Source organism: Campylobacter sp. CH246, from assembly GCF_004378835.1.
In the GTDB taxonomy this organism is placed as follows: Bacteria; Campylobacterota; Campylobacteria; order Campylobacterales; family Campylobacteraceae; genus Campylobacter_D; species Campylobacter_D jejuni.
Genome location: NZ_RYYA01000007.1, coordinates 74,933 through 89,975, shown reverse-complemented (window position 1 = coordinate 89,975; position 15,043 = coordinate 74,933). Strand labels below are relative to the sequence as shown.

Here is a 15,043-nt window from a genome sequence, read left to right as displayed (position 1 = left end):
TAGATAAAGCATTAAGCAAAAGAGAAGTTTTTATGCAAATACCTTTTCATAAGCTTTTTGGGTTGTTTTTTCAAGGCTTACAATTTCATAAGCATCTTTATCTTTTAAAACTTCTTTAGTAAGTAAATGATTTAAATGATGACTCCCAGCATATGAAGTATAATCCCCAAAAACACGATATCCAAGTAAGGTTAAATCTCCAATTGCATCTAAAATTTTATGTCTTACAAACTCATCTTTGAAACGCAAACCTTCAGGATTTAAAATACGATTTTCATCTACCACTATAGTATTTTCTAAACTTCCACCTAGTGCTAAATTCATACTCCTAAGAACTTGAACATCTTTTAAAAAACCAAAAGTTCTAGCCCTTGCTATGTTTTCTATATAATTTTTTTTGCTGAATTCAAAATTGTAACTTTGTTCACCTATAACAGCATTGTCAAATTTAATTGTGTAATTAATACGGGGTTCTTTAGTAGGAGTTAAACGCACAAATTTATTACCATCTCTTACTTCTATAGGCTTTTTAATTACCATAATTTTTTTAGGTGCATCAAGTTCTTTTACCCCTGCTTCATCAAGCATCATACAAAAGCTAATACTTGATCCATCCATAACAGGAGCTTCATTTGCATTTAAAACTATGCGTACATTATCGATTCCATAAGCATTAATCGCACTCATTAAATGCTCTATTGTAGAAATAAACCCTCTTTCATCTCCTAAAACAGTTGCCATTTGAGTATTGATCACATTTTCAGGACTTGCCTTATAGCTTGCATTAAGATCACTTCTAAAAAATACTATACCACTATTTGCTTCTAAAGGCTCTAAAGTAATTTCTATGGGTTCACCCTTATGAAGTCCTATACCTACACCTTTGACAGTTTTTGCTAAAGTTAATTGTTTCATTAATTTTTTCCTAAAATTATCTTTTTACCATCATTTAAAACATTGTAAATATTATTTTCTATCCATTTTTTATCTTGCCATTGTTCAGGACGCGTTTCAACCCCTTGAACCAAAACTCCAAAATGCAAATGATCGCCTAAGGCTAAACCACTTGTTCCTGTTTTGCCTATAATGCTTTGTTTATTAATCATTTCATCTAAATCAACATTTTTAGAAGAACAGTGTCCATAAAGACTATATACTCCAAAACCATGATAAACAATTAAATTTAAACCATAAATTCCATTTTCAGCAGCAAAAACAACCTTGCCTGCATTATTACTTATGATAGGAGCTTGTGCTACGCTTGCTAGATCAAGCCCCATATGATAAGAATCACTCACAAATTGCCCATTATAAGAATAATACCTATGATCAGCAAAATCCGCTACTTTCATACCATTTTTAAGAGGTAAAAATAAATTCAAATCAAAATTATCAATTTTTTCCTCAGGTACTTTTGAAGTGATTTCATGGATAAGTTTTTCATTGCTATTTCTTAAAGTTTCATTGACAAACTTAAATTTTTCATAACGATTGAGATTATTATCTTTTGGAGCGTACTGATTTGCTAAATTCTCAATCTTTCCATCTAAAAATTTATCCGTTAGATTGATATTTGAAACACGATATTTACGATTAACAAAATAATACCTTATACGTTCTTTTGAAATATTGCCCGCTTTATCCGTAGCGATAACAAATGCGCGAAATTCCTCATCTCTTGCATCCCAAGCAATCAAAGCCGCATAATATCCTTCTTTTACATAAGGTGTGACTTTAAAGATTTTACCTTTATTTGTTTCTATATACACCTTATCTAAATTAGCATCATCAGCCTTAAAAACAACTGCCCCAGTACCGCCTTGCTCGATTTGGTAAGAATTGCTTATGATATTGATTTTTGGAGCCGTATTATCTACTAATACCGCAATTTGTTTTCTTGCTTCATTGCCACTAAAAAAATTCCAAAAACTAGAATCTTTAGCTATCACCTCCAAAACAAAAGATTTTACATTTTCTTTGTAACCAAATTTTGGCAAAGCAACTTGTAAGGTAATATCTTTTAAATTAGAAATCTTTTCATCTGCTATAACCATTGCACTAGTATTGTCGTCTTTATGCAATATAATTTGTACATTTTTGATAGAACTTTCATCATCTTTAACATGTACTAAAATAGGTTTTTTAAGATCAGTATATACAACATCTGGCATTAAAATTTGAGGAGGATTTTTTTCAAAAATACTTAATCTTGAAATAAAAAAAATCAAAATTGCTATTAAAACTAAAATTAAAACAGATAAATAAGTTTTGCCTTTTCTTTTTGCCATAACCTTCCTTAAAAATTTTCAATGTTTTTGTTGTTTTTAGTATAAATTCTATTATATTTTCAGTAAATATCTAGCAAATTTATAAAATTTCTCTTAGAGTATTAGCCTGTTTCATCCATTCTCTTAATTCATCATTTTTGTCTAATTGTATCATTTGTTTACATCTCTCTAATTCTTGTTGAAAAAAATCAATAGAACTTAATACGTTATCTTTATTTTGTAAAAAAATACTTTCCCACATTTGTGGCGATGATTTGGCAATTCTGCTCATACCTTTAAAAGATCCTCCAGCTAAATGAACAATATTTCTTTTATCCTCTTCTTTCATTACAAAATTTGCCAAAGAAAAACTTATAACATGAGGCAAATGAGAAATAATAGCAGCATGATGATCATGGGCTTTACTATCCATAAAAACAATTTTCATCCCTAAATGAGAAAAAATTTCCACTGCTCGTTTTTGATGCAAGTCATCAGCTATTTCACTATCACAAAGAACACAAACTGCATCTTTATAAAGCTCTTTAAAAGCCGCTTTTGGGCCTGAATTTTCAGTTCCTGTCATAGGATGAGCAAAAAGAGTTTGTTTGATTAAATTCTTAGGCAAACTTTCTATAATTTTTCTTTTTGTACTTCCAAGCTCTATAATTGTCACATTAGAAGGCAAATCAACTAATTTTTGCAAAATTTCTATAATAGCATTAACAGGAGTTGCGACAAAAATCATATCACATAAAGCTAAATCTTTAAATTCTATAAGCTCATGAATAAGACCTAATTGCAGGGCATCTTTTTCATTTTCTTTGCTTAAATCCATACCATAAACACAAGAAATAAGCTTATTTTCTTTCAAACAAAGCCCTAAAGATCCACCCATAAGCCCAAGCCCTATAATTGCTATTTTCATACTTTCTACCTTAGTTTTTTTGTTAAATTTTTTTTGCTATTATACAGCTTTTAATAAAGCTTTAGGTAAAAAATCAATGAAAAAACATCTTATTAGTATTTGTGCTTTAGTTGCTATGGCCAATGCAGCAACCATTAAAGATATTAAATTTATCGGATTAAATCATTTATCGAACACAAGCGCTATAAATATCGCGGGGCTTAAAATAGGCGAGGAAATAAATCCTGCAAAAATCAACACTGCTATTCTTAATCTTTATAAACAAAATTATTTCGAAAATATTGCAGTAGAAAACAACAATGGAATTTTGGAAATTATAGTTACTGAAAAACCAACTATAGCAAAGGTTAGTATAACAGGTATAGCTTCCAATGATAGAAAACAAGTTGAAAGTATTTTAGGGATTAAAAGAGGCACACTACTTGATGAAGGAAGTATAAAAGAAGCTATTGAACGCATTAAAGCTTATTATGAAGCAAAAAGTTATTTTGATACTATTGTAGAATACAAAAAAAAGACTTTAGAAAATACTGATGGACTAGAGCTTGAATTTATAGTAAATCGTGGTGAAAATATCATTATTGATAATGTTCATTTAAGTGGAGCCAAGAAATTTTCATATTCTGATATAGAACCTGCTGTTGTTAACAAAGAAAAAGAATTTATGGGATGGATGTGGGGACGCAATGATGGAAAATTAAAAGTTTTTGAACTTAGTAACGATAGTTCAAGAATTGCTGATGAATATATGAAAAAAGGATATTTAGATGTTCAAGTATCCTCGCCTTATCTTAAAACCTACACAGATACTTATCAAGCAAATTTGACTTATTTTATCAAAGAAGGAAAGCCTTATAAAATTAAAAGTATAAGCATAGAAAATCCTTTATTTGATGATAAGCAAAATGCACAAACCGTAAAAGATTTAAGATCAAGCGCTGGCAAAACTATCAATATCGAAGACATTAGAAAAGATGTTAAAACCATAGAAACACAAAGTGCTGATTTGGGTTATGCGTTTGTAGAAGTCTATCCTGATATTCAAAAAAATGATCAAACTCAAGAAGCCACCGTTGTATTTAAAGTAATCCCTCATGATAAAGTTTATATAAGAAATGTTATTATTTCAGGAAATTCACGTACTGTAGATCGCGTCATACGCCGAGAATTATATATAACAGAAGGTAATTTATACAATAGAACAGACTTAAGCGAGTCAAAAAATGCTTTAAAAAGAACTTCTTATTTTGACGATGTAAATATCAAAGAAGAAAAAGTTGATGATACACATATTGATTTGATTGTTGATGTTAAAGAAGCTTCTACAGGAGCTATTTCTGGAGGCATTGGCTATGGATCAAGCGATGGTATTTTGCTTAACGCTTCTTTATCGGATACAAATATCTTTGGTTCAGGAATAAAAAGCTCTGTAAGCGTAGATAAAAGCGATGATACTTTATCAGGAAGGATTAGTCTCGTAAATCCACGCGTTCTTGATAGTCAATATAGTCTGGGTGGAACACTTTATTCAAATGACTATGAATGGGATAATTATTCAGAAAAAAATTACGGCTTTGATATAACAGTTGGACGCCAATTTGCAAGATACTATAATGTAAGCTTAACTTATAATCTTGAACAAAGCGATATATATCACTTAAGTCCAACTCTTTTAAGAACAGGATATGAACTTGGCAAAAGTATTAAAAGCTCTATAACTCCAGCAATCACCTTTAACAATACAGATGATTATTATCTGCCACGATCAGGTATCATTGCTTCAACTAGTTTAGAATACGCTGGGCTTGGCGGAGATCAAGAATTTATTTCATCAAGCTCTAAATTTAACTTTTATCAAGGTTTGCAAGACTATATAGGATATGATCTTATTTATCGCTATAAAGCGAGTTTTTATAAAGTATGGGATGAAGGCTATTTGCCAATCAATCAAAGAATTTATTTAGGTGGTATTAGATCGATACGCGGTTTTGAAAGCAGAACGGTAAGCCCAAAAAATCAATGGGGAGATGAAGTAGGCGGAACCATAGCTTTTGCCAATTCCGTAGAACTTAGTTTTCCTTTGATTGATAGAATCAAACTTCGTGGTAGCGTGTTTTTTGATTATGGTATGATAGGACGTAAAAATTTAGATGAAATAAAAAGAATGAGTACAGGTATAGGCATTGAATGGATTACACCAATTGGGCCTTTACAGCTTGTATTTGCCAAACCTCTTAATGATAAAAAAGGTGATGATACTAATAGTTTTGAATTTAATCTTGGAACACGCTTTTAATGAAAGAATTTTTAGATGCTTGCTTGAATGCAAATTTGCAAATACGCAAGTATCTAAACAATATCCCACAAAATGATCTTAAACTTTGCTCTAAATTAGGCTATGATAAAAATCAAGGCTATGAGCTTGACTTAAAATGTGAACAAATTTTCATAAAATATCTTAGTTGTTTTGGACAAATTTTTTCTGAAGAAAGCGGATTGATCGGAAAAGCTAGCCCAAAACAAATGATTCTTGATCCTTTGGATGGAAGTTCAAATTTTGTTTCTAAAATACCATTTTATGGAACTTCTATAGCTCTTATGGAAAAAGATCAGGCAAAAAGTGCTTTTGTTTGCAATCTTGTCAGTCAAGAAATTTTTGCTTTTAAGAACAATCAAGCTTTTAAATCTAATCTTTCCGATCCAAAATACTCACCCTTAACACCTAATCTATTTTCTAAAATAGGTATAGTTGAAAAAATTTCACTTTATCCAGAACTTCTCGATTTTTTAACAAAAAATCAATTAAAATTTCGCTCTTTGGGTGCAACAGCCTTAAGTCTCGCTTATGCTTCGTATTTTAGTTTTGTATTAATTCTTGGAAAAACACGAATTTTTGATACAGTAGCTGCTTTAACAATTCATCAAAATTTATATATAGAAAAAAATGAAAATTTCCTTCTCCTAAGCCAAGACAAGAAAATTTTTGATATAATCTTGGAATTTTTAAAAAATAATTAGGTGAATATATGAATTTTGCAGATATTTTTTCAAAAATAAGAAGACAACAACCTAGTATTAAAGAAGCTCCAAATCACTGGGTAAAATGCCAAAGTTGTCATGCTTTGATGTATTATAAAGAAATAGAATCTTGTTTTAATGTTTGTCCTAAATGCAATTATCACATGAGAATTTCAGCTGATGAACGTATTAAACTTTTAAGCGATGAAGGCAGTTTTATTGAGTATGATGCAAATTTAGAAGCTATAGATCCTTTAAAATTTGTTGATAGCAAATCCTATAAAAAACGCCTTAGCGAAGGTGAAAGTAAAACAGGTAGAAAAAGTTCTGTCATCAGTGGAGAATGTGAAATCAATGGTTTAAAAACCCAACTTGTTGTATTTGATTTTTCTTTTATGGGTGGATCTTTAGGTTCTGTTGAAGGAGAAAAAATTGTTAGAGCTATACAAAGAGCTATCACAAGCAAAACCTCTCTTGTCATCGTAAGTGCAAGCGGTGGAGCTAGAATGCAAGAAAGTACTTATTCTTTGATGCAAATGAGCAAAACTAGTGCTGCACTTAAACTTCTTAGCAAAGAAAAACTTCCTTATATTAGCATTTTAACTGATCCTACTATGGGTGGGGTAAGTGCTTCTTTTGCTTGGCTTGGAGATTTAATCATCGCTGAACCTGAAGCTTTAGTAGGTTTTGCTGGTGCAAGAGTTATCAAACAAACCATAGGAGCAGATTTACCTGAAGGCTTTCAAAAAGCAGAGTTCTTGTTAGAACATGGACTTATAGATGCCATAGTTGAAAGAGGAGAACAAAAACAATATCTTAGCGATGTACTAAAATTTTTTAGTGGAAAATAATTTGCAAGTTAATATCTTTTGTATTCAAAAAAGTGATGAATTTAAAACCTGGAGTGAGAAATACTCTAAACTCATCTCCAAATACGCCACTTTAAAAGAAATAAATGTTTTTAATAAAAAAATAGCCTTAGCTCAAAATTTAAATGCCATAGAAGCAAAAAAAAGCTATGAAGAAGCTTTTATGCCTTATAAAAAAGGCTATTGTATCGCTCTTGATGAAAAAGGGAAAGATCTTACAAGTATAGAATTTGCAAAACTCATCCAAGATAAAAATGAATTAAGTTTTTTTATAGGCGGTGCTTATGGTTTAAGAGAAGAATTTAATCAAAGTTTGGATTTTAGACTATCATTAAGCAAACTTACTTTAGCACATCAATTTGTTAAAACCTTACTTTTAGAACAAATTTATCGTGCATTTTGCATCAACAACAATCACCCTTATCACAAATAGAAAGTTTTAAAATGAAAAAAAATGAAATACAAAATTTCAAAAATATTTTAGAAGAAAGAAAAAAAGCCATCTTAGAAAATTTGCAAAGCAATTCGAATGAAATCGAAGCTCTTCACAATAGCGTCCCAAGCGATAGTGTAGATTTTTCTGTCATAGAAACAGGCTCTCAAATTGACTTTGCTATCAGTACCAATCTCAAAGAAGAACTTATAGAAATCGAAGATTCTTTAGATAAAATCAAAAACGGCACTTATGGAATTTGCGAATCTTGCGATGATGAAATCGACTCTCAAAGACTAAAAGTCAAGCCTCACGCAAGATATTGTATCACTTGCCGTCAAATTGCAGAACAAGGAAAAAAACATGAAAATTAAACTCTTCTTACTTGCAAGTTTTATTTATATAGCACTTATTTTTGCCTTTGCTTGGCATCTAGAACTAGGAAACTATACTCTAAATATCAGCACTTATACTTTTGAATTACCTATTATGATATGGCTTGTTATTCCTTTATTTATTTATATGATTTTAGCCGTTTTACACATAGCATTTTATGGATTTTTGCGTTATTTAAAATTTAAGCATTTTTTTAAAGATGCAGCTAAATTTGAAGCTTATACTCAAGATTTACTCCTTGAAAAAGATCTTAAAACCACTTTTCAAACAAAAGAATTTAGATCTGTAGCACAACTTTTTAAAACCATAAAAACACATGAAAAAATTCCACACTCAAATAAAATCAATGAAATTTTAGATCTTATTGATGGTTTAAATAAAAACGAATTTTTTAACCTTAGCAAATTTAAACTCGAAAATAACAATGTTTTATATTTGCAAAATGAAAAAAATCATCTCAAAAACGACGCAAATTATGCCTATAGCAAACTTAAAAACCTTAATGAAATCAAAGATGAATTTGAAGAAATTGCCTTTAATACCCTTATAGACAAAGCTAGTTATGAGCAAATTAAAAATGTAAAAATCCCTAAAAAGCCTTCTGAAGTTCTCACACTTATCAAGCGTTTTAAAGAAGGAAATTTAGAACTTAGTGTAGCAGAATATGAAGTTTTACTTTCATACAACATATTAAGCGAAAAAGACTATCTTAACGCAGCAAAACTAAGTACTAAACTTTTAAATCCTGATGCTATTTTAGGAATTTTTAACAAAATTAAAAATGAAAAAAGCGAAGCTTTAAGAGCGTATTTATATCTTTTGGCTGAATTTGGACTTTTAGATGAGTTAAGAGAACAAATTCACAATGATGATAAAAAATTTAATGATTTTAAAGCCTTTTTAGCCTTACGTGAAAAAAATATCAAAATCGATCTAAATCAACTCATACAATGATAGATTTTAGCAAAAAACCCCTGTTTTTAGCCCCTATGGCAGGTTTTTCAGATCTGCCTTTTCGTAATGTAGTAAAAAAATTTGGTGCTGATATTACCATAAGTGAAATGATAAGTTCTAATGCCTTAGTTTATGAAAGTTCTAAAACTTTACATATGTTAGAAAGAGCTGAATTAGAAAATCCCTATATAGTCCAAATTGCAGGTGGAGATAAAGAAGTGCTAAAAAAAGCAGTGCAAATGCTAAATGAAATGGATTTTGTAGATGGGATCGATTTTAATTGCGGTTGCCCTGTAAATAAAGTTATTAAACAATGTGCTGGCAGTGCTTTGCTAGAAAATTTAGAGCTTTTTAAAAATCTTGTAGGAGTGATTAAAGAAAACAATAAAAAAAGCCTTACAAGTGTGAAATTTCGACTAGGATTTAATGAAAAATATCCTGAAAAAATGGCTAAAATTTGTGAAAGCTTGGGGGTGGATTTTATAAGTATCCACGGACGCACAAGAAAACAGCTTTATAGCGGAAAAGCCGATTATGAATCCATTGCTAGCGCTAAAGCAAGCGTTAGTATTCCTGTGATTGCAAATGGCGATATTAACGCACAAAACGCTAAAGAAGTTTATAAAATCACAAAATGCGATGGACTCATGATAGGGCGTGCAAGCGTAGGAAATCCTTGGATATTTTATGAAATCAAAAGCGGTAAAAGTGTAGATGAAAAACTCAAAAAAGAAATCATACTCACTCATTTTGATGAAATGATAAAACACTACAAAGATCAAGGCGTAAGTATATTTCGCAAGCATTTACACGAGTATTCTAAAGGACACAAAGACGCTTCAGCCTTTAGAGATGAAGTCAATCGTATCGACAATACAGAAAAAATGCGAAAAAAAATAGAAGAATTTTTTAGTTTAGCTTGATCGATTTTTATAATTAAAAAACCTTAAGCCTTAATATCTATACCTTTTGGTGTAGAATTTAAAGAAAGAATTTTATTAAATTCTCCTGTGTTATCATCACTAAATTTCATACCAAAAAGAAGTTCTAACTCATCGCTTGTGCCAAATTTAGTTTCTAAAAGCTTTTTTACAAGCTCATTCATTTTATTATCATCTTTATAGGTTTCGCTTGAACTTTGCGCTTGTATAGGTTTAAATGGCTTTTTTGTCTTCTTCTGAAGTTTCTTGCGATGAAACAACTTCTTTTTTGTTTGCTATCTCGGTTTGATATACTTCTCCCATTTTATCACTTTTGGCTTTCATTTCTAGCCATTGTTTTTTAAATTCTTCTATATCGCTAATATTGTTTTTAAGTTTTAAAATATTTGTAAAATCTGTTCCTATATCTCCTGTTATGCCGTATTTAATAGGATTTTGTTTTATAAATTCATTCAAATCTTCCACTTGATTTTGACTCATATTTTTATCATAGCCATTAAGTTTTCCTGATATGGTTGTTTCACCTTCCATAAGAGGATTTTGTCCTGACATACCCGCAAAAAATGCCATTAAAACACCGCCTTTACTTATAGTGCCATTATCATTTTTATAAAATGATGCTCCAATATCTATATGGGAACTTGGAGCAAATATATCGCTATTCTTTTTTAGTATAATCGTTAGGAGAATTTTCATTCCAACTTGGAAAACTTAATGCCAACTGTTTAGAACTTTGATAGATTTGCAAATCATTATTTGCACTTAAAGCACTATCAAACTCTTTTTGGGTTTGATAGATATTAGTTACTTGAAAACTTTTTTTGTCATAAGAAAACCCTAAAGGGATTTTGCTTAAATCTTCAGTAGTAAAATTTCCACTCGGTTCATCAACAAACTGTGAAAATACCTTGTAAGCATTACCTAAACTTTTGGCAATGTCTATATTGGTAAAAGATTTAAAATTAAGGTTAGTTATATAACTAGCTAAATTTTCAGCACCTTTAGCATAAATCTTATAATCTTTTGGCAAGCCTGCTGCTTCGTTAAAATCACTTGTAAAAAAGCCCTCTTTATCTACGCCATAGCCTAAAATTTTATTACCGCTTGTGATTTATCACTTACAAGGTTTGAAGCTTCATTTATAGCATTAGATGATTTTGTATTTGAAGTAGTATTACTAAAAGTATTTGTGTAATTGTAGTTTGAATAAGAATTTATACCATTAATCATTTTTGCCTTCCTTGTAAATAAAATTATAAGATAAATCGGTAAAAATAATTTTTTCTTAAAATATCTACTCATAATTAAAATATATAATATAAAACCTTCTAACACTCGAAGAAAAAATTCTTACTTAATCTTCTAAGGTCCTTACAATCAAACTTTTAGGCAAATTAAAATGATCTATAAGTTCTTTCTCTTTTTCTCTCATTTCTCCATTATCATTTTCATGATCAAAACCTAGTAAATGAAGCATAGCGTGGATAAAAAGCAAGCTTATTTCTTCTTCATAGCTATGCCCTAACTCTTTAGCCTTTTCTTTTGCCAAATCCACATTGATCACAACAGAACCCAAAGGCAAACTCTCATCGATATTTTCAAGCGGAAAAGAAAGTACATCAGTGGTTTTATCTTGTTTTCTTTGCTCTAAGTTAATTTCTTGCATTTCTTTACTATCCACAAAAACAAGCTCCACATCTTTAGGACTTAAAAAACTTGCTATAGACTCTAAAAAATCACATTTTTCATCACTTAATATCATAAACCTTCCTTAATCAAATGATATAAATTTTCTATTTCTTCATCATCAAAAATCGCACAATTTTTACTGCTATAAAATTGTTTTAGTTTTTTCTCTTCAAACTCAAATCCTAAAGCACATTGAGAATGCGAAGGTAAAAAAGCCCTTAGTAATGTAATGGAATTTTGAATTTTCTCATCACAGGCAAAACAAAAAAAATCCTTATGCAATCTTCCTTCAAATTCCAAAATTTTTAAATAAGCATCAACAATAACACGCTTTGGATTTTGTTTTTCAAACCTTTTCACACACTCATCAAGTAAATCAAAATAAAAACCATCAAGCTCTTCCACATCTTTTAAATGCCTATATAAAAGACGGATAAACTCTTGCCAAATAAGCATTTTATCCCTTTGCATAATCCATAAAAATCCCAAATGCAATACATCTTTAAGTCTTGGTAAAAAACTAGGATTTTCTTCTAAAGCAAAATCAATTTTATAGCCGCTTAAAATACTAGAATGTCTAAGTCCATAAAAACGATAAGCCTTAATAAGCATTTTAGGACTTAAAATATAAACGATCAAATCCTCATCTTTAACTTTTTGAGTATGAAGTATAAAACCTTGCATTAAACAATTTCAATACCATAAGCCCTAAGTATATCAAAAGCGGATTTTTCTAAATTTTCATCAAAACTTGCACTTAAATTTTGGTGTAAAATTATCCTTGCATTAGGCTTAGCACCAAAAGCTAAAATGATATTACAAAACACACAAATATGAGAAACAAGCCCTGCAAAATGAAGTTCTTCATAATCACTTTTTTGTATGAAATTAGCTAATTCTAAGCTACCAAAAGTATTTTTATAAAAAATTTTATGAGCTTTTTGTAAAAAAGGTTTAAATTCCTTTGGCATTTGCCAACCTAAACTCTCTTTAATGCAATGTTTTACAGGTAAATTTAAACCTTCTTTGCTTTGTAGATAATGTTCATCGTGCGTATCATAGGTTAAAAGCAAATGCGTGTTATTAAAATCGATTTGATTTAAGGCTTTAAGAATATTTTCTTTGATTTTTAAAGCCTTATCAAAACCTAAACTTCCATCAATAAAATCATTTTGATAGTCCACTAAAACAAAAGCTTTTTTCATGCTTTTATGCCTTTTGAAGCCAAAAACTCTCCGTGTGTAAATTGGCAAAAGCGGTTTTTAAACTTGTAAAAAGCTTAGGATGATCTTTTTCTAAATTTGCTAAAAGCTGTTTAGCTTCTTCTCTAGCGTGGGGGAATTTTACATTTTTTTCGCTGAGTTTCATACCAGGACAAAATTCATTTCCTATCACGCTAAGTTCATTTTGCGTAGCATTATCCCTAAGCTGTCTTTCTCGCACAAAAATCAAAGGGCGTATCACAGTTACACCGCGTTTGCTTTGATAAATAGGCGCTAAGGTTCTTAAAGCTCCATTATGAATAAAATTCATAAAAAAGCTTTCTGCTGCATCATCTAAATGATGAGCTATAGCAAGCTTGTTAAAACCTTTTTCAAGAGCGTAAGTATATAAAGCTCCACGACGCATTCTCGAAAAATAACTACAAAAACTTGAATTTTCTCTTATGGTATCGCCTGAAACTTCATAAATATTTGAATCAAGCACGCTATGTTTAATGCCGTGTTCTTCACAATGTGCATGAAGATGAGAATAATCCTCGCCCATGCCATAACTCAAAGTTACCGCTTCAAGTTCAAATTTAAAAGGAGCGTGAGCTTGCATACGATTTAAAAGATGGGCTAAAGCCAAAGAATCTTTTCCGCCGCTAAGCCCTAAAAGAACCCTATCTCCATCTTTAATAAGTCCAAATTTAGCATTAGCTTGTGCAACTTGGCGTATGAGTTTTTTGCTAAGATTTATCATAATTTCTCGCACATTTTAAGCACAAAATTGGCTGAAATTTTAGCTGAATTGATCACAAATTCATCAAAATCAAATTCAGCCTTTTCCCCTGCTTTATCACTCATAGCTCTTAAGATAAAACAAGGCACCTTTAAAGCATCACAAACCAAAGCCACACTTGCGCCTTCCATTTCACAAGCATCAGCATTGAAAATTTCTCTGATTTTTGCTTTTTTTGCTTCATCGCAAATAAACTCATCACCCGTTGCAATAATGCCTGCACGCAGTTTGATATTTAATTCCTTAGCAACTTCTAAAGCAAGATTGTTTAATTTCTCATCGGTTTTGATAAAAATTTCATTACCTGGAACAAAACCCAAAGGATGCCCAAAAGCGGTAATATCAAGATCGTATTGAGCTAATTTTGTTGCATAAAGCAAATCGCCAATTTCAAGTTCAGGATTAAAAGCACCTGCAACACCCGTAAAAAGCAACACTTGTGCGCCAAATTTTTCTATCATCACACTAGCACTAAGAGTAGAATTTACCTTGCCGATTTTAGAATACGCTAAAACAAGTTCATGATTTTTATACTTTGCAAAATAATAAGTATTGTTAGCGTGTTCTATTTTCGTATAATCTTTAAGTGTTTCAAGTAAAGGAGTGATTTCTTCACTCATGGCTCCTAAAATTGCTATTTTCATCATATAACCTTTAAAAATTCATCAATATCATTCATATTTGTTAAAGCATAAGTTTCTTTTGAAGTGATTTTTTTATTCAAACCCTTAAGCACACTTGCACCAAATTCTATGAAATAATCTACTTCATTTTCACATGCCTTGATACTTTGTTTATAAAGCACAGGAGAGATAAGTTGTGCTTTTAAAAGTTCAAGGGCTTCTTCTTTGCTTGTATAAATTTTGGCATTTGCATTAGAAATTACGGCTTTAAAATTTGGTTTTAACACCTTTTCAAGCTCCACACAAAGCTTAGCTGAAGCATTTTCCAAAAGAGGACAATGACTTGCCACGCTCATATTTAAAAGCATAGCTCTTTTAGCTCCTGCTTCTTTAAATACACTTTCATAACTTGCTAAATCAGGTTTTAAACCTGCTACAACGATTTGTCCATCGCAGTTATAATTTGCAGCGAAAATTTGCTTGTTTTCTTTTTGTGCTTTTTGACAAAGCTCTTCAACTCTTTCATCATCAAGTCCCAAAACAACCATCATACCCGCTTCAACTTTTGCACAATCTTCTTGCATAAAAAGCCCTCTTTTATTAACCAAAGAAAGAGCCTCTAAAAAATCAAAAGCACCATTAACAGCTAAGGCTGAAAATTCCCCTAAAGAATGTCCTAAAGCAAATTTCGAACTTAAATCAGGTTTTTTTTCAAGTAAAACACTATAAGCCATTAAGGAATTTAAAACGATGGCGGGTTGAGTAAATTCACTTTGATTGAGTTTTTCGTTTTCTTCAAAAAGCAAATGTTTAAAATCAATCTTACAAAAATCACTTGCGTTTTGAAGGAGTTCTTTGGCTTTTATAGAGTTTTCATAAAAATCTTTTCCCATGCCAAGACTTTGTGAGCCTTGACCTGGA

General features: G+C 30.8%; 18 protein-coding genes and 1 pseudogene. 7 read left to right on the top strand and 12 right to left on the bottom strand.

The window, feature by feature from the left end; translation table 11 throughout:
- Positions 1-30: 30 nt before the first annotated feature.
- The 3 genes from lpxC to ELQ06_RS06615 all read right to left on the bottom strand — a co-directional run bounded on the left by lpxC (position 31) and on the right by ELQ06_RS06615 (position 3,195).
- A complete protein-coding gene (lpxC, locus tag ELQ06_RS06625; protein WP_052794169.1) occupies positions 31-915 on the bottom strand; it encodes a UDP-3-O-acyl-N-acetylglucosamine deacetylase in 885 nt (294 codons plus the stop codon).
- Positions 915-2,288 carry a M23 family metallopeptidase gene (locus ELQ06_RS06620; protein ID WP_052821017.1) on the bottom strand — a complete coding sequence of 458 codons (1,374 nt, stop codon included), beginning with the start codon at positions 2,286-2,288 and terminating at the stop codon, positions 915-917. Before ELQ06_RS06620 ends, lpxC begins: the two co-directional genes overlap by 1 nt.
- Positions 2,289-2,367: 79 nt before the next feature.
- Positions 2,368-3,195, bottom strand: coding sequence for a prephenate dehydrogenase (locus tag ELQ06_RS06615; RefSeq protein ID WP_002918962.1), 828 nt, complete (start codon positions 3,193-3,195; stop codon positions 2,368-2,370).
- Positions 3,196-3,271: 76 nt separating this feature from the next.
- Here ELQ06_RS06615 and bamA point away from each other — a divergent pair, with 76 nt between their 5' ends.
- Genes bamA through ELQ06_RS06580 form a run of 7 tightly spaced genes read left to right on the top strand, consistent with a single transcriptional unit; the run spans position 3,272 to position 9,788 of the window.
- Entirely contained in the window at positions 3,272-5,491 is a 2,220-nt protein-coding gene (bamA, locus tag ELQ06_RS06610; protein WP_052821018.1) for an outer membrane protein assembly factor BamA, read from the top strand.
- The gene (locus ELQ06_RS06605; protein ID WP_052797967.1) at positions 5,491-6,213 is read left to right on the top strand and encodes an inositol monophosphatase family protein; all 723 of its coding nucleotides are present in this window, start codon (positions 5,491-5,493) and stop codon (positions 6,211-6,213) included. The genes bamA and ELQ06_RS06605 overlap by 1 nt, the downstream gene beginning before the upstream one ends.
- A gap of 8 nt (positions 6,214-6,221) precedes the next feature.
- The gene (accD, locus tag ELQ06_RS06600; RefSeq protein WP_014516671.1) at positions 6,222-7,064 is read left to right on the top strand and encodes an acetyl-CoA carboxylase, carboxyltransferase subunit beta; all 843 of its coding nucleotides are present in this window, start codon (positions 6,222-6,224) and stop codon (positions 7,062-7,064) included.
- Between the two features lies 1 nt (position 7,065).
- The gene (locus ELQ06_RS06595) at positions 7,066-7,515 is read left to right on the top strand and encodes a 23S rRNA (pseudouridine(1915)-N(3))-methyltransferase RlmH (protein WP_002857335.1); all 450 of its coding nucleotides are present in this window, start codon (positions 7,066-7,068) and stop codon (positions 7,513-7,515) included.
- An 11-nt stretch (positions 7,516-7,526) separates the two neighbouring features.
- Positions 7,527-7,889 (top strand): molecular chaperone DnaK suppressor DksA, encoded by a 363-nt coding sequence (gene dksA, locus ELQ06_RS06590; RefSeq protein ID WP_002851949.1) that lies wholly within the window; start codon positions 7,527-7,529, stop codon positions 7,887-7,889.
- Positions 7,879-8,865: a hypothetical protein gene (locus ELQ06_RS06585; protein ID WP_052797969.1), complete on the top strand. Its 987-nt coding sequence runs from the start codon at positions 7,879-7,881 to the stop codon at positions 8,863-8,865. Before dksA ends, ELQ06_RS06585 begins: the two co-directional genes overlap by 11 nt.
- A complete protein-coding gene (locus ELQ06_RS06580; RefSeq protein WP_052797971.1) occupies positions 8,862-9,788 on the top strand; it encodes a tRNA-dihydrouridine synthase in 927 nt (308 codons plus the stop codon). The genes ELQ06_RS06585 and ELQ06_RS06580 overlap by 4 nt, the downstream gene beginning before the upstream one ends.
- A 23-nt stretch (positions 9,789-9,811) precedes the next feature.
- Here ELQ06_RS06580 and ELQ06_RS09100 read toward each other — a convergent pair.
- The 9 genes and pseudogenes from ELQ06_RS09100 to ELQ06_RS06545 all read right to left on the bottom strand — a co-directional run.
- A pseudogene (locus tag ELQ06_RS09100) lies at positions 9,812-10,157 on the bottom strand (hypothetical protein); the annotation flags it as partial.
- 307 nt (positions 10,158-10,464) lie between these two features.
- Positions 10,465-10,836, bottom strand: coding sequence for a hypothetical protein (locus ELQ06_RS09095; protein WP_126207618.1), 372 nt, complete (start codon positions 10,834-10,836; stop codon positions 10,465-10,467).
- Positions 10,837-10,892: 56 nt separating this feature from the next.
- Positions 10,893-11,036: a hypothetical protein gene (locus tag ELQ06_RS09090; protein WP_192866058.1), complete on the bottom strand. Its 144-nt coding sequence runs from the start codon at positions 11,034-11,036 to the stop codon at positions 10,893-10,895.
- A gap of 124 nt (positions 11,037-11,160) precedes the next feature.
- Positions 11,161-11,568, bottom strand: a complete 408-nt coding sequence (gene ybeY / locus ELQ06_RS06570; RefSeq protein ID WP_052794165.1) for an rRNA maturation RNase YbeY — start codon at positions 11,566-11,568, stop codon at positions 11,161-11,163.
- Entirely contained in the window at positions 11,565-12,179 is a 615-nt protein-coding gene (gene recO, locus ELQ06_RS06565) for a recombination protein RecO (RefSeq protein WP_052794164.1), read from the bottom strand. The genes ybeY and recO overlap by 4 nt, the downstream gene beginning before the upstream one ends.
- The gene (locus ELQ06_RS06560; RefSeq protein ID WP_052782311.1) at positions 12,179-12,700 is read right to left on the bottom strand and encodes a cysteine hydrolase family protein; all 522 of its coding nucleotides are present in this window, start codon (positions 12,698-12,700) and stop codon (positions 12,179-12,181) included. The genes recO and ELQ06_RS06560 overlap by 1 nt, the downstream gene beginning before the upstream one ends.
- Before the next feature lie 4 nt (positions 12,701-12,704).
- Positions 12,705-13,460 (bottom strand): tRNA 2-thiocytidine(32) synthetase TtcA, encoded by a 756-nt coding sequence (locus tag ELQ06_RS06555; RefSeq protein WP_002866734.1) that lies wholly within the window; start codon positions 13,458-13,460, stop codon positions 12,705-12,707.
- On the bottom strand, positions 13,457-14,146 hold the full coding sequence (gene pfs / locus ELQ06_RS06550) for an aminodeoxyfutalosine nucleosidase (RefSeq protein WP_002860591.1): 690 nt from the start codon (positions 14,144-14,146) through the stop codon (positions 13,457-13,459). Before pfs ends, ELQ06_RS06555 begins: the two co-directional genes overlap by 4 nt.
- On the bottom strand, positions 14,143-15,015 hold the full coding sequence (locus ELQ06_RS06545) for an ACP S-malonyltransferase (RefSeq protein WP_230095753.1): 873 nt from the start codon (positions 15,013-15,015) through the stop codon (positions 14,143-14,145). Before ELQ06_RS06545 ends, pfs begins: the two co-directional genes overlap by 4 nt.
- Between the last annotated feature and the right edge of the window lie 28 nt (positions 15,016-15,043).

Coding starts and splice junctions, on each gene's coding strand:
- lpxC (WP_052794169.1), bottom strand. CDS start 915: ATGAAACAATTAACTTTAGCAAAAACTGTCAAAGGTGTAGGTATAGGA.
- ELQ06_RS06620 (WP_052821017.1), bottom strand. CDS start 2,288: ATGGCAAAAAGAAAAGGCAAAACTTATTTATCTGTTTTAATTTTAGTT.
- ELQ06_RS06615 (WP_002918962.1), bottom strand. CDS start 3,195: ATGAAAATAGCAATTATAGGGCTTGGGCTTATGGGTGGATCTTTAGGG.
- bamA (WP_052821018.1), top strand. CDS start 3,272: ATGAAAAAACATCTTATTAGTATTTGTGCTTTAGTTGCTATGGCCAAT.
- ELQ06_RS06605 (WP_052797967.1), top strand. CDS start 5,491: ATGAAAGAATTTTTAGATGCTTGCTTGAATGCAAATTTGCAAATACGC.
- accD (WP_014516671.1), top strand. CDS start 6,222: ATGAATTTTGCAGATATTTTTTCAAAAATAAGAAGACAACAACCTAGT.
- dksA (WP_002851949.1), top strand. CDS start 7,527: ATGAAAAAAAATGAAATACAAAATTTCAAAAATATTTTAGAAGAAAGA.
- ELQ06_RS06585 (WP_052797969.1), top strand. CDS start 7,879: ATGAAAATTAAACTCTTCTTACTTGCAAGTTTTATTTATATAGCACTT.
- ELQ06_RS06580 (WP_052797971.1), top strand. CDS start 8,862: ATGATAGATTTTAGCAAAAAACCCCTGTTTTTAGCCCCTATGGCAGGT.
- ELQ06_RS09090 (WP_192866058.1), bottom strand. CDS start 11,036: ATGATTAATGGTATAAATTCTTATTCAAACTACAATTACACAAATACT.
- ybeY (WP_052794165.1), bottom strand. CDS start 11,568: ATGATATTAAGTGATGAAAAATGTGATTTTTTAGAGTCTATAGCAAGT.
- recO (WP_052794164.1), bottom strand. CDS start 12,179: ATGCAAGGTTTTATACTTCATACTCAAAAAGTTAAAGATGAGGATTTG.
- ELQ06_RS06560 (WP_052782311.1), bottom strand. CDS start 12,700: ATGAAAAAAGCTTTTGTTTTAGTGGACTATCAAAATGATTTTATTGAT.
- ELQ06_RS06555 (WP_002866734.1), bottom strand. CDS start 13,460: ATGATAAATCTTAGCAAAAAACTCATACGCCAAGTTGCACAAGCTAAT.
- pfs (WP_002860591.1), bottom strand. CDS start 14,146: ATGATGAAAATAGCAATTTTAGGAGCCATGAGTGAAGAAATCACTCCT.
- ELQ06_RS06545 (WP_230095753.1), bottom strand. CDS start 15,015: ATGGGAAAAGATTTTTATGAAAACTCTATAAAAGCCAAAGAACTCCTT.